The organism is Pseudonocardia sp. Cha107L01, from assembly GCF_052566575.1.
On the sequence record NZ_CP199579.1, the window covers coordinates 7,940,712 to 7,964,263 of the forward strand.

18 protein-coding genes are annotated in these 23,552 nt (G+C 70.3%); 7 read left to right on the top strand and 11 right to left on the bottom strand.

The window, feature by feature from the left end; translation table 11 throughout:
- Positions 1-35: 35 nt before the first annotated feature.
- Both ACTXG6_RS37545 and ACTXG6_RS37550 read left to right on the top strand, forming a co-directional pair.
- On the top strand, positions 36-1,367 hold the full coding sequence (locus ACTXG6_RS37545; RefSeq protein WP_445184067.1) for a cytochrome P450: 1,332 nt from the start codon (positions 36-38) through the stop codon (positions 1,365-1,367).
- 45 nt (positions 1,368-1,412) lie between these two features.
- On the top strand, positions 1,413-2,240 hold the full coding sequence (locus ACTXG6_RS37550; RefSeq protein WP_445184068.1) for an SDR family NAD(P)-dependent oxidoreductase: 828 nt from the start codon (positions 1,413-1,415) through the stop codon (positions 2,238-2,240).
- A 125-nt stretch (positions 2,241-2,365) separates the two neighbouring features.
- On the opposite strand, the gene ACTXG6_RS37555 is transcribed toward ACTXG6_RS37550, so the two are convergent.
- Complete coding sequence (locus ACTXG6_RS37555) at positions 2,366-2,674, bottom strand: helix-turn-helix domain-containing protein (RefSeq protein WP_445184069.1); 309 nt, start codon at positions 2,672-2,674, stop codon at positions 2,366-2,368.
- On the opposite strand from ACTXG6_RS37555, the gene ACTXG6_RS37560 reads away from it, so the two are divergent.
- Positions 2,673-3,521: an LLM class F420-dependent oxidoreductase gene (locus ACTXG6_RS37560; protein WP_445184070.1), complete on the top strand. Its 849-nt coding sequence runs from the start codon at positions 2,673-2,675 to the stop codon at positions 3,519-3,521. The two genes, ACTXG6_RS37555 and ACTXG6_RS37560, sit on opposite strands and share 2 nt — an antisense overlap.
- A 158-nt stretch (positions 3,522-3,679) precedes the next feature.
- On the opposite strand, the gene ACTXG6_RS37565 is transcribed toward ACTXG6_RS37560, so the two are convergent.
- Positions 3,680-5,464: an AMP-binding protein gene (locus ACTXG6_RS37565; protein WP_445184071.1), complete on the bottom strand. Its 1,785-nt coding sequence runs from the start codon at positions 5,462-5,464 to the stop codon at positions 3,680-3,682.
- 90 nt (positions 5,465-5,554) lie between these two features.
- Between ACTXG6_RS37565 and ACTXG6_RS37570 the strand changes: the two genes are divergently transcribed.
- Complete coding sequence (locus ACTXG6_RS37570; RefSeq protein WP_445184072.1) at positions 5,555-7,093, top strand: DHA2 family efflux MFS transporter permease subunit; 1,539 nt, start codon at positions 5,555-5,557, stop codon at positions 7,091-7,093.
- A gap of 36 nt (positions 7,094-7,129) precedes the next feature.
- Here the strand turns inward: ACTXG6_RS37570 and ACTXG6_RS37575 are convergent, their stop codons facing one another.
- A complete protein-coding gene (locus ACTXG6_RS37575; RefSeq protein WP_445184073.1) occupies positions 7,130-12,010 on the bottom strand; it encodes an AAA family ATPase in 4,881 nt (1,626 codons plus the stop codon).
- Between the two features lie 408 nt (positions 12,011-12,418).
- Between ACTXG6_RS37575 and ACTXG6_RS37580 the strand changes: the two genes are divergently transcribed.
- On the top strand, positions 12,419-12,739 hold the full coding sequence (locus tag ACTXG6_RS37580; RefSeq protein WP_445184074.1) for a tetratricopeptide repeat protein: 321 nt from the start codon (positions 12,419-12,421) through the stop codon (positions 12,737-12,739).
- Between the two features lie 82 nt (positions 12,740-12,821).
- On the opposite strand, the gene ACTXG6_RS37585 is transcribed toward ACTXG6_RS37580, so the two are convergent.
- Positions 12,822-13,502, bottom strand: coding sequence for a FadR/GntR family transcriptional regulator (locus ACTXG6_RS37585; protein ID WP_445184075.1), 681 nt, complete (start codon positions 13,500-13,502; stop codon positions 12,822-12,824).
- Between the two features lie 174 nt (positions 13,503-13,676).
- Here ACTXG6_RS37585 and ACTXG6_RS37590 point away from each other — a divergent pair, with 174 nt between their 5' ends.
- Both ACTXG6_RS37590 and ACTXG6_RS37595 read left to right on the top strand, forming a co-directional pair.
- Positions 13,677-14,168 (top strand): hypothetical protein, encoded by a 492-nt coding sequence (locus ACTXG6_RS37590; protein WP_445184076.1) that lies wholly within the window; start codon positions 13,677-13,679, stop codon positions 14,166-14,168.
- Complete coding sequence (locus ACTXG6_RS37595) at positions 14,168-14,986, top strand: alpha/beta fold hydrolase (RefSeq protein WP_445184077.1); 819 nt, start codon at positions 14,168-14,170, stop codon at positions 14,984-14,986. The genes ACTXG6_RS37590 and ACTXG6_RS37595 overlap by 1 nt, the downstream gene beginning before the upstream one ends.
- 174 nt (positions 14,987-15,160) lie before the next feature.
- Here the strand turns inward: ACTXG6_RS37595 and ACTXG6_RS37600 are convergent, their stop codons facing one another.
- The 7 genes from ACTXG6_RS37600 to ACTXG6_RS37630 form a co-directional block, all read right to left on the bottom strand.
- Positions 15,161-15,550: a nuclear transport factor 2 family protein gene (locus ACTXG6_RS37600; protein WP_445184078.1), complete on the bottom strand. Its 390-nt coding sequence runs from the start codon at positions 15,548-15,550 to the stop codon at positions 15,161-15,163.
- Between the two features lie 15 nt (positions 15,551-15,565).
- Entirely contained in the window at positions 15,566-15,946 is a 381-nt protein-coding gene (locus ACTXG6_RS37605) for a DoxX family protein (protein ID WP_445184079.1), read from the bottom strand.
- Positions 15,947-16,090: 144 nt separating this feature from the next.
- Positions 16,091-16,933: a mycofactocin-coupled SDR family oxidoreductase gene (locus ACTXG6_RS37610; RefSeq protein WP_445184080.1), complete on the bottom strand. Its 843-nt coding sequence runs from the start codon at positions 16,931-16,933 to the stop codon at positions 16,091-16,093.
- A 25-nt stretch (positions 16,934-16,958) separates the two neighbouring features.
- Positions 16,959-18,659 (bottom strand): PHA/PHB synthase family protein, encoded by a 1,701-nt coding sequence (locus tag ACTXG6_RS37615; RefSeq protein WP_445184081.1) that lies wholly within the window; start codon positions 18,657-18,659, stop codon positions 16,959-16,961.
- Positions 18,637-20,613 carry an acetoacetate--CoA ligase gene (locus ACTXG6_RS37620; protein ID WP_445184082.1) on the bottom strand — a complete coding sequence of 659 codons (1,977 nt, stop codon included), beginning with the start codon at positions 20,611-20,613 and terminating at the stop codon, positions 18,637-18,639. Before ACTXG6_RS37620 ends, ACTXG6_RS37615 begins: the two co-directional genes overlap by 23 nt.
- 294 nt (positions 20,614-20,907) lie before the next feature.
- Positions 20,908-21,630 (bottom strand): GntR family transcriptional regulator, encoded by a 723-nt coding sequence (locus ACTXG6_RS37625; RefSeq protein ID WP_445184083.1) that lies wholly within the window; start codon positions 21,628-21,630, stop codon positions 20,908-20,910.
- A 66-nt stretch (positions 21,631-21,696) separates the two neighbouring features.
- Positions 21,697-23,517, bottom strand: a complete 1,821-nt coding sequence (locus ACTXG6_RS37630; protein ID WP_445184084.1) for an FAD-dependent monooxygenase — start codon at positions 23,515-23,517, stop codon at positions 21,697-21,699.
- Positions 23,518-23,552: the final 35 nt, after the last annotated feature.

Consider the following 23,552-nt stretch of genomic DNA (forward strand, 5'->3'; position numbering starts at 1 on the left):
CTCGGCCGTACTCACCCACCACCACGGAGGAGCCGATGCAGTCTCACACCGGGCCCGGGGATCTCACCTCGGTCGACCTCACCGATCTCGCCCTGTTCGCCGACGGACCGCCGCACGAGCTGTTCGCGCGGCTGCGTTCGGAATGCCCCGTGCATTGGAACAACACCGCTGACGGGCCGGGGTTCTGGTCGCTCACCAGGGGCAGCGATATCACCGCCGCCAGCTTGGACCCCGTCACGTTCTCCAGCGCGCGCGGCGGCATCTTCTTCCGCCCCGACACGCTGATCCCGCTCGAGGTCGGGCGGCGGGACTTCATGCTCTGGAAGGACCCGCCGGAGCACGCGAAGTACCGCAACGTGATCACCAAGTTCTGCCTGCCCCGCACGCTGATCCTCGTTGATGCGGTCGTCGACGACATCGTCACCAACACCCTGGACGCGGTCGCCCAGCGCGGGCGGTGCGATGTGGTCGGCGACATCGCCGTGCCCGTTGTCGCCACGGTGATCGCGCGGTTGCTCGGCGCCCCCGATGAGGACATCGAGCAGCTCAACGCCTGGACCCGCGACATCGAGCAGGGCATCACGCTCGACCTCAACCAGAGTGCCAGCGTCGAGGAGATGGGCCGGTACTGCGCCAAGCTCGTGGGCAGCCAGGTGGTCCGGGGGGTGGACAGCCTGGCGAACACGCTGGCCCAGCCGGACGGTGACGGCAATCGGCTCAGCCAGTCCGAGATCGCCGGGTTCTTCGCGATGCTGCTCTTCGTGGGGAACAACCACCCGCGCAATGCGATCTCCAGCGCGGTCCACGCCCTGCTGGAGAACCCCGACCAGCTCGAACTGCTGCGCGCCGAGTCCCCCAGGATGCGCACGACGCGGTCGGGTCTGGCGCCGGTGGCGCTGGAGGAGCTGCTGCGCTGGTCCACGCCGGTGAACTACCTGGCTCGCACGGCGACCACGGACACCACGATCGCCGGCACGGACATCAAGGCCGGCGACCGGGTCGTCATGTGGTACGCGTCGGCCAGCCGCGACCCGGACCTGTTCCCCGGCGCCGACCGGCTCGACGTGACCCGGGACAAGTGCGACCCGCCGCACTACGCATTCGGTGGCGGCGGTGAGTACTTCTGCCAGGGTGCCGCGCTGACCTACCGGATCATGTCGGTCACGTTGCGCGAGATCCTGCGCCGGTTGCCCGAGCTCGCGCTCGCCGGCCCCGTCACCTACGAGCGGTCCGCGTTCGTCACCGCCCCCACCTCCGTGCCGGTCAGGTTCGACCGGACCGGCTCGCTGGACACCCAGCGCCGCGAGCAGGACCTCGTCGACGAGCTGGAGCGCCTCACCGGGAAAACGGTCACCCTCGAAAGCTGACGGTCGACGACTCGGCACAGCCATTCCCACGAAAGGAGCTCATCAATGAGTACAGCCGAGGCGAGTGTCCAGCCGTCATCGCTGCTGAGTGCCCGACTGGCCGGACAGGTCTGTGTGGTGACCGCCGGCAACCAGGGCCTCGGGCGCACGATCGCCACCCAACTGGCCGCGCACGGCGCGCGGATCGCCTACACCGGCCGGTCCGCCGCGTCGCTCACCGCGACGACCGAGGAGCTGAAGTCACTCGGCGACGGCAACCACCTGCCCGTGGTCTGCGACGTGACCGACGAGGCGGCGCTCATTGCACTCGCGGACACGGTGTTGGAGCATTTCGGCCGGGTCGACACCGTGGTGGCGAACGCCGGCATCTCCGGCCCCACCAAACCGTTGGTCGAGCTGAGTTTGGCCGAATGGCGCGAGACGCAGGCGGTCAACCTCGACGGCGTGTTTCTCACCTTCCGGTCCTTCGCGCCGGCGATGATCAAGCAGGGGTCCGGGAGCCTCATTGCGATCGGGTCGATCGTCGGGAAGCGGCCACTGGCCGGTCGCTCCACGTATGCGGCGGCGAAGATGGGAGTGATCGGGCTGGTCCGGACCCTCGCGGTCGAGCTCGGACCGCACGGGGTCAGGGTGAACACGATCTGTCCCGGTGCGGTGAGTGGTCCCCGACTCGACGGGGTCTTCCGTGAGCAGGCGCGCGCACAGGGCGTTTCCGAGGAGGAGTTCCGCGCGGAGTTCCTCAAGGACGCGCCACTGCGCCGCATGGTCACCGAGACCGAGATCGGCGATGCCTGTGCCTTCCTCGCCTCGTCCGAGTCGCTCTCCATCACCGGCGAAGACCTCAACATCAACGCCGGCGCGGCCATGTATTGACGCACGCCCATGGTGCCCAGGCTCGGTCAACTCGGTGGGCGCCAGGTCCACCTGCACTCAAGCAGCGCCGGCACGGGGCGAGACCCGGACGGTCAGGTCGGCGTCCAACGCACCCGCAATCCGGCTCAAACCGGCAGAGTCGGCGTCGTGCCCCCCGCCTCGAAACGCGCCACAGCGGACTGGGTCATCCCAGCGGCAGCCGCCAGCTCAGCCTGGCTCCACTTGCATGCAACCCGAAGCTCCCGCACCGCGGCACCGAGCTCGAACGCCAACCGCGCTGCCGCGTACGCGGTTGGTAAGTCCCCCCTCGGACACCCTTGAGGGGTCGTGACCGCCGCGCGCACCGGACCCGCCGCGCGGACCCAGCCGGTCGCATGCCCACCGCGTGCGGACGCTTGCCCCACAGACATGAAACACGTTCTAATTCCGGGCATGGACTACGGGCTCGTACTTTTCACCAGCGACCGCGGCATCACCCCGGCGGCGGCCGCCAAGCTGGCCGATGACCACGGCTTTGCCACGTTCTACGTGCCCGAGCACACCCATATCCCGGTCAAGCGCCAGGCCGCCCACCCCACCGCCGGCACCGAGTCGCTGCCCGACGACCGCTACATGCGCACGCTCGACCCGTGGGTCAGCCTGGGCACCGCGTGCGCCGTGACGTCGCGGGTCAGGCTGTCGACCGCGGTGGCCCTGCCGGTCGAGCACGACCCGATCACGCTGGCCAAGTCGATCGCCACGCTCGATCACCTCTCCGGCGGCCGGGTCAGCCTGGGGGTCGGATTCGGCTGGAACACCGACGAGCTCGCCGACCACCACGTGCCCCCGGGGCGGCGGCGCACCATGCTGCGCGAATACCTAGAAGCGATGCGGGCGCTGTGGACCCAGGAGGAAGCGTCCTACGAGGGCGAGTTCGTCAACTTCGGCCCGAGCTGGGCATGGCCCAAACCGGCGCAGGCCCACATTCCGGTGCTGGTCGGCGCCGGCGGCACAGAGAAGAACTTCAAGTGGATCTCGGGGAACGCCGACGGCTGGATCACCACGCCGCGCGATGTCGACATCGACCAGCCGGTCAAGCAGCTCCAGGACACATGGGCCGCCGCCGGACGGGACGGCACCCCTCGGATCGTCGCGTTGGACTTCAAACCAGATCCTGAGAAGCTGGCCCGCTGGGCCGACCTGGGCGTCACCGAAGTGCTGTTCGGCCTGCCCGACCGTTCCGCCGACGACGTCGCGGCCTACGTCGAACGACTCGCCGGCAAGCTCGCCACCACGGTCTAGCACGGCAGCGGCGACGCGCACTACCGATCACCTTCGACGACATCGCCGGCCGCCGCGAGCCGTTCAGGCCGGTGTTCGGATCACGCTGCCGCAACGCCTCCAGCAGCGCCTCCCGCAACGCGTCCAGCGTTCCCGCAACCCCACCGGCTCGGGTTCGGTCAGGTGCCGGTGCCGCCAACGTCATGGCGCGGCCGAGCGCGGATGGAGTGGAGAGGATGAGCAGTTCGAGGGTCTGACGCCCTGGGAAGCAGGTGCGTGCGGCCGTTCGCGGTGAACGCGGTCCCCAGGTCTGCCTGCTCAGCCTCGGTGATCCGAACCAACGGTGCTGCCCGCGACGGCCGCCACCACACTGGATCGACGCACTCCCACGCCTGCGCGCGCAGTGGCTTCTTGTCCAACTTGTTGGTCGGCGTCAACGGCATGCGCCCGACCACACGGACGAACCGCGGTTGCCACTTGGTGCCCAGGTCGGGTTGCTCGGCCAGGAACGCATCGAACTCCGCCGGGTCGAACCGGGCCCCGGGCTCCAGCTCGATCGCCGCCATCACCTGGTCGCCGGTACGCGGGTCCGGCACCGGGTACACCGCGACCACCAGCACCCCGGGCAACCGGGCCAGGATGTGCTCCACCGGGGCGGCGGCAAAGTTCTCACTGTCCACCCGTAACCAGTCGTTGCCCCTCCCCGCGAAGTAGAAGTAGCCGGCGTTGTCGCGGTAGCCCAGGTCACCACTCCAGTACCAGCCATCGCGGATCCGCTGGGCGGTCGCGGCCGAGTTGCGGTAGTAGCCCTCGAAGACGAAGCCGGAGTCACGGCGCACCAGCTCACCGATCGCCGCCGGGTCGGCGATCTCGCCGTACGGACCGAACCGCACTCGAGGGCACTCCACCCCGGTGTCCGGATCGACCACCGCCACGTCCGCCTCGGTAGTGGGCAGCCCCAACGCCCCCGGCGGGGTCCCGGACACCTTGCCGATCGCGATCGGTCCCTCGCTGGAACCGTAACCCTCGATGCACCGGCAACCGAACCGGCGGGGGAACTCGACCAGGTCCCGGTCCGCCGCCTCGGTGCCGTACACCAGGCGCAGCGGGTTGTCGGCATCGTCGCGCCGCTCCGGAGTGGCCAGGATGTAGGCCAGCGCGCGGCCGACGTAGTTGGCGTACGTGGCACCGAAGCGACGCACATCGGGCAGGAACCCGGACGCGGAGAACCGCTCCCGCAACGCCCAGGTGCCACCGACCGCGAGCATCGGCGCCCAGCTCGCCATGAGCGCATTGCCGTGGAACATGGGCATCGCGTTGTAGGCCACGTCGTCGCGGCCGAGCCCCAGCCGACCCGTCATGTACTCGGCGGCCCGGGCGAACCGGCCCTGACCGCAGATCACCGCCTTCGGCGCACCCGTCGAACCGGAGGTGAACAGCAGCAACATCGGCATCGCGGGGTTGATGTCGACATCCAACCGCGCCGCACCGTCGTGTTCGGCCAGCAAACCACGATACCGGTCGCGATCCACCTCCAGAACCCGGTCCGAGGCGACGCCGGTATCCAACCCGTCCAGAAGCTGCCGATGCGCACCATCAGTGATGATCAGCTGACAGTCCACGTGGCGGATGTCGCTGGCCAACTCGGCGCCCCGCCGGGTCGGATTGATGCCCACCGCCACCGCGCCGGCCAACGCCGAGGCGACCAGCCAGAACAGATACTCCGGTGTGTTGTCCAGCAGCACACCGATGTGGAACGGGCCCCCGCGGCGCAACGCCAACGCCAGCACGGCCCGCCGCCGGCCCTCGGCCACAATCCGCACCCAGCTGTAGCGCCGGTCGCCGAACAGCAAGCCGGTATGCGGGTCCTCGGCGCGGGCGGCAAGTAGTTCGGCGGTCGTTCGCCCGGCCGATACCGGATGGGAAAGGCCGCCTCGACGCATCGCCTTCTCATCTCTCGGCACGACTCAACCGCCTCCTCAGGACCAGCACGCAGCACTAGGAAACTCTCAGGCCTTAATAGGGAACGTCAAGATCGCGTAAACTGCCGCCCTGTGAGTGACGATTCCCGGGCGGGCGAGGCCGTCGGCAGCTCGTGGATCGTGCCGCTGCTGGTGCTGGTATCCGGCACCTTCATGGCGGTGCTGGACACCAGCATCACCAACGTGGCCATCCCGAAGATGATGGTCACGCTCAACGCGCCACCGGACGACGTGGAGTGGATCGTCACCGCGTACACGCTGACGATGGGCGTGGTGGTGCCGGTCTGTGGTTGGTTGGGCAGCCGGGTCGGGCTGACCCGCCTGCACCGCTGGTGCATGCTCGGCTTCGCCGCCACCTCGGCCCTCTGCGGCCTGGCCTGGAGCCTGCCCAGCATGATCGTGTTCCGGATACTGCAGGCCGTCCCGGGCGGGATGCTGCCGCTCATCGCGATGATCCTGCTGATGCGGATCGTGCCGAAGACCAACATCGGCGCCGCGATGGGTATCTACGGGCTCGGTGTGACGGTGGCCCCGGCGGTCGGTCCGGTGCTCGGCGGCTACCTCGTGGAGTACGTGGACTGGCGACTGATCTTCTACATCAACGTCCCGGTCGGCCTGCTCGGCGCCACCGCCGCCGCGATGATTCTGCCGTCGGAGAAGCCGACCAGCTGGCCGAAGTTCGACCTGTGGGGCTTCCTGACCGTCGGCTACGGCATGTTCGCGCTGCTGCTGGCCTGCGCCGAGGGGCAGAAGTGGGGCTGGACCGGGTACCGCATCCTCGGGCTGTTCGTCACCGGGACGCTCAGTCTCGCGCTGTTCGTGGTGATCGAGCTGGACGTGCCCAACCCGCTGGTCAACCTGAAGGTGCTCACCTACTGGCCGTTCGTGAACTCGTTGCTGCTGCTGGTGGTGGTGATGACCGGGATGTTCACCGGTCTGTACTTCATTCCGCAGTACCTGCAGAACGTGCAGGGGATGCAGGCGTTCGACGCCGGGCTCGTGCTGCTGCCCGCCTCGCTGGTTGTGCTGACGATGATGCCGATCGCCGGCCGGATCTACGACGCGGTCGGCCCGCGCTGGCCGGTCACCATCGGGATGCTGATCGCGGCGTACGCGTCGTACCAGCTGGCGCAGATGAACGTGGAAACCCCCCGGCATTTCATCGAGCTCAACCTGGCGATCCGGAACCTGGGCCTGGGACTGTCCATGATGCCGATCATGACGGCCGGCCTGGCCGCGCTGCCGCCCACGCTGAGCAGTGCGGGCAGCACGATGAACAACGTGATGCGGCAGGTCATCTCCAGCGTCTCGGTCGCGGCGCTGACCGGGATGAACACCGACGCCGCCCAGCAGCTACTGGCGGACCGGGGAACGCTCTACTCCCAGGGAGCCCAGATGCTCCCCCAGATCGCGGAGTATCAAGCGCAGGGCGCGGGCGGCATGGTCGGGCTCTACACAATGCTGACCAACGAGATCACCACGCAGACCTACGCGAACGGGTTCTACCTGGTGGCGGTGATGTCGCTGGCCTCGGTGGGGCTCACCCTGGCGCTGCGGTCCGGCCGCCCGTCGATGGCGAAGTCGGCCAAACGTGAGGTCGTCGAGGTCTGATCCGCCGCGGCGCGGGTGGTCACCGCGGGCGCAGTCCTAGGGGAAGGTGGCCCCGCCGTTAGGGGCGGTGAGTGGGAGCTCCAGGCGCAGGGTGGTGCCGGATCCGGGCGGGCTGTGCAGGACGATTCGCCCGCCGAGCGCCTCCACGCGGTCCTTGACACCGAGCAGCCCGGTGCCCCGTGCCATGGCGCCACCACGCCCGTCGTCGCGGACCTCCACCCGCAGCAGATCGGCACCGTCGGCCTCGACGATGTCGGCCTGGACCTGGACCAGCGAGGCGGCGGCGTGCTTGGCGGCGTTGGTCAGCGCTTCGGACACCGCGTAGTACGCGGCGATCTCGACCTGCTCGGGCAGTCGCCCCTCGACCCCGACAGCCAGCTCGACGGGGACGGCGCTGCGTAGCGCCAGCGTCTCCAGCGCGGCGGGCAGCCCGCCCTCCACCAGAACGACTGGGTGAATGCCGCGGGCGAGTTCGCGTAGCTCGTCGAGTGCGCTCGTGGCCTCGTTGACCAGCGAGTCCAGCTCGGCCACCAGCTCACCGGAATCGGGCGGTGTCACCGCCTGTGCCGCGCGCAGCCGCAGTGCGAGGGAGACCAGCCGCTGTTGGGCGCCGTCGTGCAGGTCGCGTTCGATCCGTTGCCTGGCCTGGTCGGCGGCGGCGACGATCCGGGCGCGCGAGGTGGTGAGCTCGCCGTAGAGGCGGGCGTTGTCGAGGGAGACGGTGAGTTGGCCGGCGATGAGCGTGACGCCGTCCAGCCGCTCGGCGTTGAACGCGCCTCGGATGAGCCGGTTCTCCAGCAGCAGCATCGCCCCCGGGTTGCCACGGCTGAGGATGGGCAGCGCCAGCAGCGAGCAGCAGCCGACATCGGTGAAGTAGGGGTCGCGGGCGAACCGGTCGTCGCGGGTGGCGTCGGCCACGGCCAGTGGTTCACCGGTGCGTTGGGCGTAGCGCAGCACGGATGTCGGCAGCTCGTGTTCGTGGCCGGTGCCGCTGATCGGGGTGGTGCCGCCGGCGGGTGTCGGCCGTAGCCAGTCGTGCCGGTCGTTATCCCAGAGCAACAGGTGGACCGCGGTGGCGCCGGTCATCGCGCCGAGTACCTCGACCACTCGGGTGTGCAGCCGGTCGATGCTGGTCTGCGCGCTGAGTGCCTGCGACGCGGCCACGATGCCGAGCAGGTCCAGGGTCCCGGTGCTGACCCCAGCGCGGCCGCGCGAACCGTCGGTGGGCTCCTCGCCGCCGACGGTCACCTCGAGGGGGCGTAGGGCGGGGTAGGCCCAGTCGAGTTGGTCCACCTTCGCGCTCGCCCCCCAGGCCAGGTAGTGCTGGCGGGCTTGGGCCAGCAGCTCGAAGCCGGCGTGATCGTAGCTGCGGGCCAGGAGAAAGCGGGCCGCCCGTTCGGTGATCAGGGCTTGATGCCAGGGCCGGGGACGGCCGGCGACCTCGCGGCGCGCGGCGTCGAAACCCAGTGCGGCGGCGCGGAAGTCGCCGAGTGCCCAGGCGCGTTCGGCTTCGAGTAGCCGCAGCAGGTGCAGGAAGTTGTCCGGGGCGTCTGTGGCGCGCGCGGCCAACCAGCCCGTCACCTCATCCAGCTCGGACAGCGGACCGTCGTCGTGGTTGGCCCGTACCTCGCCCGCGAGGGCCAACCCGCGCAGCACGCGCGCCAGGGCGGACGGGTAGACGCCCAGGGCTGCCGGCAGCAGCGGCATCGCCGCCGCGGTGTGCCGCGACAGGCCGGCCGGATCGGCGAAGATGGCGGCGGCCAGCGCGCGGGTGTGGTGCGCATGGAAGAGCGCCAGCGGGTTGCCGACGTACCTGTCGGGCGCCACCTCGCCAGCCGCGGCGGGGCTTTCGCCGCGCAGCACACCGGCCAGCCAACGGTAGCCGTCGATCAACTGGCCGGTCTGTTCGCTGCCGGTACGCCGCAGGAAGTCCAGCCCGGCCTCCACCTCGGCGACGCAGGCGTCCAGCGATGGCGCGGCGTCCAGCAGGCCCGTGACCGCCGGGTAGTAGGTGTATCCCGCGTTCGCCAGGTCACCCCCGGCGATCAGCCCTTCCCGGGCCTGCCGCGCGTCGTGGACACCGTTTTCGATCGGCTCGACCCAGCAGCTGAGGAGAGCGAACCCGAAGCGCGCGTGCGAGGTGCCGGGCTCGTAGCCGCGGGCTTCGCCCAGCGCAAGGATCCGCCGCCTGCCCCGGTACCCGGCGGAATAGTCGCCGCGCAGCACCAGGGCGTAGTAGGCGGCATGACCCGCCGGGCCGACCAGGGCACGGGCCGGGCCGTGCTCGATCAGGATCCGCAGTGCCTCCAGGCCCAGCCACCCGCGCATGGAGAAGTACTGGCCGAAGAAGGTCGGCGGCAGCATCGCGTCGATCAGTGCGGACGCGGCGAGCAGCGTCGGGTCGGTGATGTCTGGCCGGGCCAGATCGTCGGCGGCGTCGGTATGGTCCAGCCACCGGTACAGACGGTCGGACTGGCGGTCGAGTTCGGCGGGGAGATGGTCCGCCGTCGGGACGTTGATGCCGAGCTCACGCAGCGACTCAACGCCCAGCCCGACCGCCTCCGCGAAACGGTTGCGATGGGTCAGGCTTCTCACCTGAACCGCCGTCGGACCCGCGCGCTGCAGGGCGGTGGGGCACAGCCGCATGATCGTCTGGTGTTCCTCGTCCGCCTCGTCCAGACGCCCGATGCTGTACAGGGCGGCGTGCCGGCCGGTATGTACAGCCATCAGCATGGCGGTCTCGCTCGGGTCGATCAGGCGCAGCGCCGCTGTCAGCAGTCCGTTCACCAGCGCGTAGTTGCCGGTCAACTGGGCTTGCTCGGCGGCGCGGCGCAGCAGCTGTACCACCCGGGCGCGTTCCGCGGGCTCTTCGACCGTGTCGGCCACCGGCAGGTACTGCTCGGCCGCAACCGCGAACAGCTCCGGTACCTCGCCCAGTCGTCGTGCCATGGCCAGTTGCAGGGTGCGTCGCCGCGGCACATCCAGGCTGGCCAGGATGGCCTCGCGGATGCGGTCGTGGCGGAACCGCACCGCCTCCCGCGCCCCGGGCTCGGCCACCAGCAGGGCCTCCTCGAGGGCGGGCGCCAGCGCCTGCTGCACCACGCCGGCTGGTGTGGCGGTGGCGGTCTGCAGCAGGCTCAGCTCGGCGCGCCCGCCCAGACACGCCATCGCCTCCAGCACCCGCCGCGACGGTGCCGGTAGGGCCTCGACGCGACCCGCCAGCAGCGCGGCCACGTCGGAGCCGCCGAGGTGCGTGCGCACGGCCGTGGTGTCCCACCGCCACCCGGCGGCGGTCATCGCCAGTAGGCCGTCGCGGCGCAGCGCGTTGAGCAGCTCCACCGTCTCGTACGGATTGCCGCAGGTGCGCGGATGGATCAGTTCGGCCAGGCTTGCGGCCGTGGCCGGGTCCACGTGCAGCATCTCGGCCACCATGCCGACCAGCCCCGACAATGACAGATTCTCCAGCCGCAGCTGCGTTACACCGGCCCGGTCGCGCCAGCCGGACAGGGGTACCACCAGCGGGTGCGCGGCGTCCACGTCGCCGTCCCGAAAGGCGCCCACCAGGAACAGGCCCTCAACGGCCTCCTCGCTGAGGGCGAGGTCGACGGCGCCGAGCGGGGTGCGCCCGGCCCACTGCAGGTCGTCGAGGAACACCACCACCGGTCGTTTCCGGGAGGCGACCGCGCGCGCCACCGCCACGCTCGCGTGCTGCGTACGTACCTGCGCGGTCAGCGGGTCCCCCGCATCCGGCTCCACGGCCAGTAGCACGGCGAACTCCGGTACCACCGCGGTCAGCAGGCCCGCGTTGGCGCCCACCGCCCGCAGGATGCGCTCGCGCAGGTCCGCCAGCTCATCCTCGGGCTCGGCCAACAGCAGCCGACCCAACGCCCGAAACGCCTGATATCCCGCGTCGAACTCGATATCCCGCCGGTACTGGTCGAACTTGCCGGCCACGAACCAGCCATCCCGGCCGGTCACCACCGTCCGCAGCTCATCGACCAGCGCCGTCTTACCCACCCCCGGCGCCCCGCTGATCAGCAGACCACGACATCGGCCGGCGAGCGACTCCTCGAACGCCTCCTTAAGGGTTGCCACCTGCGCCTCGCGGCCCACCAGCCGCGACGGCGGCACCAGCCGGACCGGAAAATCACGCTCGCCGACCCGAACCGCCGCCGCGGCCGGACCTGTCTGGCCGTGCCGGATCCGCTCCAGGTCATAGACCAGGCCGTCGGCGCTCTGGTAGCGGCGGTCCGGTTCCTTCTCCAGCAGGTGCAGGATGATCGCCGACAGCGGGGCCGGGACGGCCGGGTTCAGCTCCGCCGGCGGCCGCGGCACCCGGGCCAGGTGGGCATGGACCAGGCGCAGCGGGTCCCCGGAGCCGAACGGTGGCGCACCGGTCGCCAATTCGTACAAGGTGGCACCCAACGCGTAGAGGTCGGCGCGATGATCCACCGGCCGGCCGGTCCGCCCGGTCTGCTCCGGTGCCAGGTACGCCAACGTCCCCACGATCTGGGTGTGGTGGCTGAACTCGGGGCGCACCTCAGCCAACGGGCTCGCCAACGCGAAATCCACCACGCACGGGGCGCTGTCGCTGGAAACCACAACGTTGGCCGGCGTGATGTCCCGATGCATCACACCCCACCGATGCATGACCGCCACCGCCCGGGCCAACCGCACCGCCAACTCGATCAGCTCAGCACCATTCAGCGGCGTGGGCAGTCCCGCCAGGCTGCTGCCCCCCACGTCCGCCAACACGATCGAGTCCGGGTACGTCGGCGCATCCAGCAGTTGCGCGACCCCCGACACACCGCGCAGCCGGCCCAGCAGCCCCAGCTCATGCCGCAGCCGCCGCGGCGCGTCCGCCCCGATCGGCTGCTTACGGATCACCGTGCCGCCGGGCAGGAACAGTCGAGTCACCCGCGTGCGTTGGCTCTCGTGCACGACCTCGGTCCCACCCGGGGGATCTGGCCCCGGCCCGCCTGCCCCCATCCGACACCCCCAGCCGCCTCCGGACCCGCACCTCACACAGTGCGTACACCCATGCCGGGGCCAAGGCGAGAGCTCAAACCAGCGCAGTGGGCCTGGACGACGATACCGAGCACCCGCCGACGTGCCGGCCGCGGCAGCTGATCGGGTGGAGACGATCTCCTTGTGCTCATGGCCGGACACATCGTCCACGGCCAAACTCTGCACGGACAGATACCGGAGCGACCCCGGGAATGCCACTGGGGACCACCCCGGGTTCCCGCGGGCGGCGTGCCGATTCCGGCATACGGAATGTCCCGGTCCGCCGCGGCGTTCGCCAGTTGAACACTTGGAGGAGTCATGACGGGAACCCTGTGGGAGCGAGTTGATCGGGCACGCATGTTCTTCGACGCCAAGGACTACATCACCGCGGCGCGGATGTTGAGCGAGCTCGTTCCCGAGGTGCCGGAAGATGGCGCACTGCGCCTGCTGCTCGCCCGTGCGTACTACCACTCCGCTCAACTCGGCCGTGCCGAGAACGAGCTGCGCCTGTTGCTGGCGCGGGATCCCGCCTCGGACTACACGCACCTGCTGCTGGGGCGAACACTGCAGCGCCAGAGTCGGCACGCGGAGGCGCACCCACACCTGCGGATGGCGGCGGCCATGACCGGGGAAGCGTGACATCAAGGCCGGCGCCGACCACGTCTGCATCCAGGTGCTGGGCGTCGAACCCCATGTCGAGAAGCTAGCCTAGGAGTTCTGCTCAGCGCTCGCGGAGCAGCGCGGTGTCGGAGACGGCGGCGATGTGCGCGGCCATCGCGGTCGCCGCCGCTTCCGCATCGCCGGTCCGGATCGCGTCGGCCACCTTGCGGTGCGCCAGCAGCGATTCCTCAGGCCGACCGGGCTGTGTCAGCGACTCGATGCGGCTCTCTCGGATCAGCTCGGCGATCTCGGTCATCAGGCCGGCGAGCAGCCCGGAGTGCGCCGCCGCGGTCACAGCGGCGTGGAACTGCTCGTCCCCCGCCGCCCCCCGCCCGCCCTGCGCGACTTCGTGGGCCATCAGCGACAGGGCATCGTCGATGGCCTCGAGGTCCTCGGGCGTGCACCGCGAGGCGGCGAGCGCGGCGAGCTTCACCTCGAGGGCCTCCCGCGCCTCGATGACCTCCCGCAGCCGGTTGCGCCGAGCGCGCAGCGCGGCCAGGATCTGCCGCTCCGCCGGGACGTCGATGACCACCGCGCCGTCGCCGTGCCGCACGTCGATGACGCCCTGCACCTCGAGTGCGACCAGTGCCTGGCTCACCGATGCCCGGCTGACGCCCAGTTGGGCGGCGAGCTCGCGCTCGGCCGGGAGCCGGTCCCCCACCTTGATCCGCTCGGTGTGGATGTAGTCCAGCAGCCGCTCGACGAGCTGCTCGTACAGGCGGGCGCGGCTGACGGGCTGCAAGGCCCCCGGGCGCCGCGGGGGTGTCGCGCGAGGTGCCACCGGTCGGGTGCCGCCTTCCTCGTGTACCAGCTCACAAACGGTTGCCCACAGTCTAAGAGGCTAGTCCACTGGACCAATACCGGGAGCAACACCACTGGCTCTCGCCGGCGAGTTCCTTGGAAGGAAGGTTGTGACATGGCAACGACGGTTGAGGGGACGGGCTCAGGTGATCCGGCCGCGACCGGCCTCGCTGGGCACGACAGGCAGCGGCCACCGATCGTCTGGCAGGTGCTGAGCGCGCTCGTGCTCCTGGCGATGGGCGGGATCCACCTCTACTACGTCGCCGTCCTGGGGGCCGGAGGCCTGATCGGGGTTCTGTTCGTCCTGAACGCGATCGGCGGGCTCGTGCTGGCGATCGCGATGCTCGCTACCCGACGGAGGCTCCTGCGCCTGGCGAGCGTGCTGAGCCTGTTGTTCATGGCGGGCACGTTGCTCGCGCTGGTGCTCGCGTTGACCGTCGGCCTCCTGGGGATCCGGGAGCAGTGGGGCGGCGAGCTGGTCGCGCCGACGCTGGTCGTGGAGTCGATTGGCACGATCGTGCTCGTGGTGACCGCCACCCTGGTGTTCCGGCGTCGCGGGGCCTCCACTGCCGGCTCCACCAACTCTGGCCCTGGGAGCCTCACGTGATGATCAATCGCCGTACCTTCTCCACGCTCATGGCGTCCGGCGGCGTGGCCGCGTTCGTCGCCGGCTGCGCCACGACGCCCAACGCGGGCGGCACCCCGGCCGCTGTGGGCGCATCCGCGGCCGCGGCCCCGCCCCCGGCCGGTCCGCGCAACGTCGTGCTCGTGCACGGCGCCTATGCGGACGGGTCCTGCTGGGCGGACATCATCCCGCGGCTGCAGGCGGCCGGGGTCACCGTCACCGCCGTGCAGAACCCACTGACCTCGCTGGACGCCGACGTCGCGGCCACCCGTCGGGCCCTCGATGCCCAGAACGGGCCCACCGTTCTGGTCGGCCACTCCTATGCCGGCGTGGTGATCACCCAGGCCGGCGACCACCCGCTGGTACGTTCCCTGGTCTACCTCTCCGCCCGGGCACCGGACGTCAATGAGGACTACCCCGCCCTGGCCGCCCGGTTCCCGGCCTCACCGGCCAGCGCCGGGCTGGTCTACCAGGAGGGGTTCGGCGGTCTGACCGAGCAAGCCTTCCTGAACGACTTCGCCAACGGCGTCCCCACCGAGCGGGCCCGAGTGCTGTACGCGGCCCAGGGCCGCGTCGCGCAGACCCTGTTCGCCACCCGGAACAGCGTGGCCGCGTGGCGCTCGAAGCCGACCAGGTATGTGATCACCACCGACGACCGGACCACCGACCCCCAGCTGCAGCGCTTCGTGGCCAAGCGGATGGGCGCGAAGACCCTCGAGATCAACTCCGGGCATCTGTCGCTGATCAGCCATCCGGACACGGTCGCCCCGTTCATCCTCGACGCCGTGGACAGCAGGTAGCGCCGAAGGCCGATTGTCCGAAGGGCGTCCGCCGTGAGCTCGGTCAGCTCAGCCGTGCAGGAGGTATCGGCCGCCGACGAGGAGCGCGTAGATCCCGATCAGAGCCCACAGGACGTGCCACACGACTCCGTGAAGATGAGGCCAATCGCCGGCGTCGCCTGAGTCACCGGCGGTTCAGGCGAACACCGGATTGACGTCCATGTAGATCCGGTAGTCGTCGACCAGTCCGTCACCGCTGAGCCGGAAGATGTTGCAACAGGGCAGTGTCAGCTCGAGGCCGTCGTGTCGGTGGTACGTCACCCGCAACTCCGCCACCATGGTGCCCGGCTCTGGCCGCCACAGATCGGTGATCTCGTGGCGCAGCCCGGCGATCGACGCGGAGAACTGCCGGCTGGCGGCCACCAGGGCCGTCCTGCCGATGAGTGGCTCGGCGCTGCCGAACCGGAACGTGACCCCGTCGGTGACGAAGCCGCCGACCCGCTCGGCGTCACCCGAGTCCACCGCCGCGAAAAGCTCCCGGATGAACTGATCGACATCGCTGCTCGATGTGTGTGCGTTGGTCATGTCATCGGCTCCAGGTCAAGATCCGACGATCCCGAACCTGCTGACCGCGACGAACACGCCCAGCAGGGCCAACAGCAGCGGCCCACCCACCGCCTTGCTTTCGTGGCGGCGAAGGTGGACCACCACGGCGGCGAACATCAACAGCGCCGCGCCGGCGCCGGCCAACGGGGTGAGCGCCGGCGCGACCTGCAACGCCCAAGGCAGCACCAGCCCGACGGCCGCAACGACCTCCAGCAGGCCGATCAGCTTGACCCCTCCGTCCGAGAAGTCCTCGGCCCAAGCCATCGAAGCGCCGGACGAGATGAGGTCCTTCCGGCTCTTGATCAGTTTCACCGCGCCCGCGCCGAGCAGCGCCAACGCGAGGAGACCTTGCACGATCCAGGTGGCGGTATTCATCAGAGACTCCCTTGCCTCGTCGCCAACATGATTGAACTTTCAATCAATATCTTGGCCGACGACGCCGCCGCTGTCAACGATAATCACCCATATTATCGATATTCTTGCTCGACCTCTGCCCGTCCGTCGATCAGGCGTTGGCCGTCACTTCTTGACCAGATAGCCCGCGTCGACCGGAACGACGAGTCCGGTCAGATACCGCGAGGCATCAGAGGCGAGGAACGCCACGACATTGCTGACGTCGGCGGGTGTCACCCAGGGCACCGGCAGCGCGTTCACTGCCACATACCGCGAGTCGGGCTTCTCGGCATCCTCCCGGGTGGGCTGTTCGAGGTGGGGCATGAACAGGCGTCGGGTGACGTCGTTATCGATCATCGGGGTGTCCACGTTGCCGGGGCCGATGCAATTGACCCGGATGAACTCCGGTCCGACCTCCTGCGCGAGAGTCTTGGCCAGCGCGACTACTCCCGCCTTGGCAGCGTTGTAGTGACCGATCCCGGGCGGCGGCATGAGCGCGGCCCCGGAGGAGATCATGATGACCGATCCACCCCGCCCACCCGCCCGGATGTGGGGTACCGCCGCCTTGAGGGTGTGCCATGCGCCGGTGAGGTTGACATCGATCATGTCTTGCCAGGTCCGCTCGTGAATGTCGAGCACCGCGCCCAAGGAGAAGATGCCTGCGTTGGCCACGATGATGTCGAGTCGGTCGAGGCTGGCTACGGCGGCGTCTACCGCGGCGATGAGGGCGGGCAGGTCCCGCACGTCGGCCCGGGACAGGATCGCGCGTCGTCCGAGGTGCTCGATCAGCTCAGCGGTCTCGTCCAGGTCGGTGCGGGTGGCCAGTGGATAGTGCACGGTCGGCTCATCGGCCAGAGCGTCGATGCCGATGATGTCGGCCCCTTCTTCGGCCAGCTTGACGGCGTGGCTGCGTCCCTGGCCTCTGGCGACGCCGGTGACAAAGGCGACGCGCCCGTCCAGTGTTCCCATGGGGGCTCCTTTACGATCTTGCAGGTCAGCTCGTCGCCTCGGCGGTGACGTAGCGGCCGGGCGCGGGATCGAGCGCCGGGTGTTCGGCATCCCCGGGGGCGTCCGGCGCGGGGATGAGTGAGCCGGACCGTTCCTTCGCCCACCGTGCCCAGGGCTCCCACCAGCTGCCCTGCGTGCGGGTCGCCTGCTCGAGCCAGGCGTCCGGGTCCGCGCCCGAGGGCCCGCCGTGCCAGTAGTGCGCCTTGGGGTTGCCCGGTGGGTTGATCAGGCTGGCGATGTGGCCGGAGTAGCTGAGCACGAAGGTGGTGTCGCCGCCGACCAGCTGCGTGGTGCGGTAGCAGGACTTCCACGGGGTCAGGTGGTCGGAGACGGCGCCGGTGACGAACGTGGGCACGGTGATCCGGCTGAGATCGACCGGGGTGCCCAGTGCGGACAGGCCGCCCGGCTCGACCAGGTTGTTGTTCTGGAAGATGTCCAGGAACGTGTTGTGCAGCGCGGCGGGCAGGTTCGTGCCGTCGGCGTTCCAGGCCAGGATGTCGAACGTCGGCGGCCGCTCGCCGAGCACGTAGTTGTTGACCACGTAGCTGAACACGAGGTCGTCGGGCCGCATCCAGGTGAACGCGGCCCCGAGCTGGCGCGACGTGATCACCCCGGCCCGCTTGGACCGTCGCCCCACCAGGTCCAGGAGCGTCCGGTCGTTGTATGCGGTCAGGGGCGCCCGCTGGCCGAAGTCCAGCAGCGTGACCGCGAACGACGCGCTGTGCACCCTGGGGTCCCCGGTGGCCGCGAGATGGCTCAGCACGGTGCTGCTGATGATCCCGCCCGCGCAGAAGCCGACGAGGTTGACCTCCGGGCTGTCGGTGATCGCGCGGACGTGGTCGATCGCGGTGAGCACCGTCGAGGCGTAGTCCTCGAGGTCCCAGCTCCCCTGCGCCGGGCCGGGGTTGCGCCAGGACAGCAGGAAGGTGTTCAGCTGGTTGGCCACCGCGAACTCGACGAAGCTGCGGCCGGGGCGCAGGTCGAGGAAGTAGTACCGGCCGATCGGCGGGGGGACGACCAGGATCGGCCGCTCGTGGACCGTCTCGGTGCTCGGCGTGTACTGGATCAGTTCCGCCAGTGGCTCGCGGGCCACCACAGCGCCCGGGGTGAGCGCGAGGTCGCGCCCCACCTGGAACACGCCGGGCTCGACGGTGGCCGGCATGCCCCCGTTGTGGCGCAGGTCGTCGACCAGGTTGCGCAGCCCGCTCAGCAGGCTCGCACCGCCGGTGTCGAAGGCCCGCTTGAGCCCGGCCGGGTTGGTGACCAGCATGTTGGTCGGCGCGGCGGCCGCGGCGAGGATGTTGGCGGCGAACCGGGCCCGTTCGGCCAACCGGTGGTCCTCGACGTGGGCGTCGAGATCGTCGACGAGTGCGTCGAGGGAACCGGCGGCGGCGAGGTAGGCCTGCACCAGCCGCCGGAACAGCGGGTTCCGCGACCACGCCGGGTCGGTGAACCGGCGGTCGCGCTCGGCCGGGGCCAGCGTCGAGGTGCCGATCAGCACGCGGCCGAGCTCGGTGGCGAGACCAATCAGCTCCTGGCTGACCGCGCCGCCCCTGCTGAGTACCGCCGCGAGGGACTCGATCGCCTGTGTCGCCGAGGGCAGCCCCACCGGCTCGCCACCACCGATCTCGCTGTGGTCGTCAGTGTCGTCGGTGTTGTGGCGTTCACTGCTGTTTCGGCGCGCCATGGGAACCTCCGCGGCGGAACGTGGCGTACAGCTCGAGTAGGTCGGGTTTGTCCACCGCGCCGAGGTCCACGCCGGCGGCGAGCCCGAGGAGCAGCCGCTTCACCGGCACCTCGAGCTTCTTGCCGGTGATGGTGTGCGGAATCCCGGGCACCGCGATGACGTCGTCGGGCACGTGGCGGGGCGAGGCGTCGCTGCGGATCGCGGCGGTGATGCGCCCGCGCAGCGCGTCGTCCAGCGTGTGCCCGGGGCGCAGCGCGACGAACAGCGGCAGCCAGTAGCCGCCGTCGGGTGCTTCGACGCCGATCGCCAGGGCTTCGGCGACCTCGGGGAGGGCTTCGACCGCCCGGTAGATCTCGGCGGTGCCCATGCGGACGCCCATCCGGTTGAGCGTGGAGTCCGAGCGGCCGTGGATGACCGCGCTGCCCCTCGGCGTGAACGCGATCCAGTCGCCGTGGCGCCAGACGCCCGGGAAGGTGTCGAAGTAGCTCGACCGGTAGCGGGCCCTGTCCGCGTCGGCCCAGAAGTACAGCGGCATGGACGGCATCGGCGCGGTCACGACGAGCTCCCCGACCTGCCCGGTCAGCGGCCGGCCGTCGTCGGACCAGGCCTGGACGTCCACCCCGAGGTAGGGCCCGGACAGCTCACCGACCCAGACCGGCAGCAGCGGGTTGCCGCCGACGAACCCGCTCGCCACGTCGGTGCCGCCGCTGGCCGAGAACAGCGGCACCCCTGGGCCGACCCGCTCGTGGGCCCAGCGGAACCCGTCGGCGGACAGCGGCGAGCCGGTGGAGTGCAGCGCCCGCAGCGCGCCGAGGTCGTGGTCCCGCGCGGGTGACAGGTCGGCCTTCAGGCAGCCGTGCAGGTACGCGGCGCTGGTGCCGAACACGGTGACCCGCTGGTCGGCGACGATGCGCCAGAGCTGGGCCTGGTCGGGGTGGGTGGGGTTGCCGTCGTAGAGCACCGTGGTCGCGCCGGTGAGCAGCGCGGACACGGTGACGTTCCACATCATCCAGCTGGTCGAGGTGTACCAGAAGAACCGGTCCCCGGGCCGCACGTCCAGCTGCAGGCCGACGAACTTCAGGTGCTCCAGCAGGATGCCGCCGTGGCCGTGCACGATCCCCTTCGGCGTCCCGGTGGTGCCCGAGGAGAACAGCACCCACAGCGGATGGTCGAACGGCACCGGCGTGATCGACAGCTCGGCGTCGGTGCTGACGGCGCGCTCCCATGTCGTGCCGCCGGACTCCGCCGCGGGGGTATCGACCACGGAGCCGACGAGCACGGTCTCGCGCAGCGACGGGATGGCCGCGCGGATCGCCTCGACGGCGTCCGTGCGGTCGTGGTGGCGACCGCCGTACCGGTAGCCGGTGCTGGCGACCAGGACGACCGGCTCGAGCTGGGCGAACCGGGCCACCGCGCTCGCGGCACCGAACTCCGGACCACAGACCGCCCATACCGCGCCGAGGCTGGCGGTGGCCAGGAAAGCCACCACGGCCTCCGGCACGTTGGGCAGGTAACCGACAACGCGGTCGCCCACCTGTACGCCCTGCTCCCGGAGATGGGCGGCGAACGCCGCGACCTCACGGCGCAGCCGCGCACCGCTCCACTCCTCCGACGAACCGTCCTCGTGGACCGAGACGAGGGCCGGCCCAGCCCGTTCGACGTCGAGCAGGTACCCGGCGTAGTTCAGCCGCGCTCCCGGGAACCACTCCGCCCCGGGCATGGCCCCATCGCCGAGCACAGTGCGGGCCGGCGTGGTCAACCGCACCCCGAAGAACTCCCGCAGGGCATCCCAGAAGCCCGAGGGGTCGGCCACCGACCAGGCCCACAGATCGCCGTACTCGGGCAGCTCGAGCCCGCGCTCGCTCCGCAGCCAGGCGAGAAACGCGGTCATCCGCGCTGCGTCCCGGGTCGCCTGGTCAGGCGTCCACAGCGGGACCGGAGCCGGGGAGCTCATGCGTCCCACCCCGGGACTGTGCGCCGACCAGCACTACAACCAACCATGGCTCCACTATAACGACAGAGTTCATGATTATCGATATTCATGCTGAATTTCATTCGTTTGCCGCTCGCGGGGGTACACGCCGGTGAGCAGTCGTCACCCGCTCCGGGTGATGCGCTACCCACGAGGTCGGGCATGGCGGGCTGACGTGCGGTTCCCGAGAAAGGACACACCCGAGGAACCACGTCGCAAGCGACCCGACTCGACTACCCGAGCACCTGCTCCCCCGGGCCGCGCTCCCCCGCCGTGTCAGCGGGCGGACGGGTGCCCGGCGGTCAGGTCGTGCCGCTCGGAGTAGGCGATCAGCTGCCGGGGCGCGCGCTCGATGTGCTCGGTGAGCAACGCGATACCGGCGTCGGCGTCGCGGGAGATGGCCAGGTCGCGCAGCCTGGTGTGCTCGGCGGGAATGTTCCTGGTGTAGTCCTCGGCCAGCGCCCAGTACCACCGTCGGTAGAGCTCCGCGCTGTCGCGCAGCCCTGCCGCGATCGCTTCCAGCCGGGGACTGCCGCAACCGGCCAGCAGCGCCTGGTGGAAGGCACGGTGCGCGACCGACCAGCCCTCGTTGAACTGGCCGTCCGGGAGCACCGTGGGGGTGCGCTCCAGAGTGTGGTGGGTGGCCACGACAGCGGTCTCCCAGGCCACGTCGCCGTTGCGCACGGCCTGACCGAACGCGAGCGACTCGAGCTGCACCCGTACCTGGGCGAGGTCGGCCAGGTCCGCGACGGACAGCTCCCGCACGCTGAATCCGCGTTGCGGGTTCGCGACCAGCAGACCTTGTTCGGCGAGACGGGTGAGGGCCTCCCGAACCACCGATTGGCTGACGCCGAACCGCTGGGTCAGCTCGGCCAGCTTCAGTCTCGCGCCCGGATGGTACGAGCCGTTGAGGTCCAGGAGCTCGGCCCGCAGCGCGTCGAATACTTCCTCGGTGCGAGTGCTGCCGCTCCGTTCGGCGGACGTTCGCTGTGCGGGCATCACGGTAGGCTAATCAAGATTTTGCCCGTCTGTCGATATTTGGCCGGATGTACCGTGCTGTCGGGCCTAGGCTGGGGCGGGCCGCGCCACCGAGTCCGCAGACGCCACCGACGCTGTCGGCCGCGTGCCCGGGACGGAAAGCACTTCGCGCAGCACCTCGGTGAGCGCCTGGGCGGCCCGCGGTGTGTACTCGTCGGCGCGCCAGGCGATGTGCCGGTCGGGGCGCACCAGGATCGCGCCGCTGGAGCCGACCTCGCGCAGGGCCGCCCAGTCGCCGTAGGCGTCGACCGGTCCGTCCTGGGTGCCGATGTTGTGCACGTCGATGGCCACGCCGGTGGCGTGCGTGGCGGCGGCGGCCGCTTCGGCCCAGCCTTCCCCGCCGAGTCCCGTCAGCAGGCTGAAGTGGGTGCCGCTGACCAGGTCGAGGGTCGAGACCTGCCGCCGGTCGCGGTCCAGCCAGGCGTGCGGCAGGGAGGCGCCGGGCCAGGTGGTGGGGTGGTAGTAGAGCTCGGGGTCCCGGGCGGGCACGGGTTCGGGGGTGCCGTCGGACACCACGGCACCCTCTCGGTACCGGTAGCCGAGCTCGAACCCGTGCGCGTTGAACTGGTAGTTCATCAGCTCCAGCGCGGCGCGCACCTGGGCGCGGCGGGCCTCACCGGCCGGGCCCGGCTGGTCGAGCCCACGCAACGCGGCCCGGCCCTCCTCCTCCGACTGGCCGGGGCTGAACCCGAGCGCCAGGTGTACCTCGGCCATCTCCGTCGCACTGCGCATCGCCCGGTCCACGACCAGACGGCCGACCGGCTGGCGCTCCTGCGTGTAGGTGTCCAGCAGCCCGGCGCCGGCCTGACCGTGGATCACGAGCGCGAGCTTCCAGGCCAGGTTGAAGGCGTCCGCGATCGAGGTGTTCAGGCCGGCGCCGTTGGTCGGCGGGTGGCGGTGCACCGCGTCACCCATCGCGAAGACCCGACGGTCCTGGTAGCGGGCCGCGACCTGGTGGTTGATCGTCCAGGTGGCGAATCCCTTGATCTTGGGGTTGATCGTGTCGTCGCCCACGATCTGCCTGATCCGGGCCACGGCGAACTTCTCGGTGTGCGGGACGGTCTCGGTGGCCGGGTCGTAGGCGATCACCATCACGAACTCGGTCCACGGCTTGTGGCAGATCAGGGTGCCGGCACCGGTCAGGAAGGGAGTACCGGGCGCCGCGTGCCAGTACAGCACGCCCGGCCGGTAGGCCAGGTACTCGGTCAGGTCGGCCTCGAACCACACGTTCACCGCGCCGCCGAGGCCCGACTCGCCTTCGATCGGCAGCCCCGCCTGCTCCACGACCTGACTGCGGGCGCCGTCGGCACCGACCAGGTAGGCACACCGCAACCGGTAGGTGTCCCCGGTGGCCCGCTCCCGCACCAGGGCGCTCACCCCGTCGACGTCCTGGGTGTAGGAGACCAGCTCGTGGCCGAACCGGAGGTCGGCCTCGCGGTGCTCGCGCGCCGCGTCCAGGAGGACCGGCTCGAGCCGGGTCTGCGGCGCGTTGGCCATCGGGCTCGGGCTGGCCGCGCGGTAGTCCGCCGACCGGTCCGGGCCGGTGCCCCAGGCCCAGATCCGGGCCAGCTCACGACCGGCGAGGCTGGTGTGCCACACGTTGTTGGCCATCTGCTCCCTCGGCGTGGCCACCGCGAGCAGCCGCTCCTCGATGCCCATGTGCCGGAAGATCTCCACGGTGCGCTGGTTCACGATGTGCGCGCGGGGCGTGTGCGCGGTGCCGAGGTGCTTCTCCACCAGCACGTGCCGCACCCCGTAACGGGACAACAGGTTCGAGGTCGCCAACCCGGCGGGCCCGGCGCCCACGATCAACACCGGCACCTCCCGGTCAACTCGGTCAACCGCCACGGCCGATCACTCTCCTCAACGAGACGATCTAATAT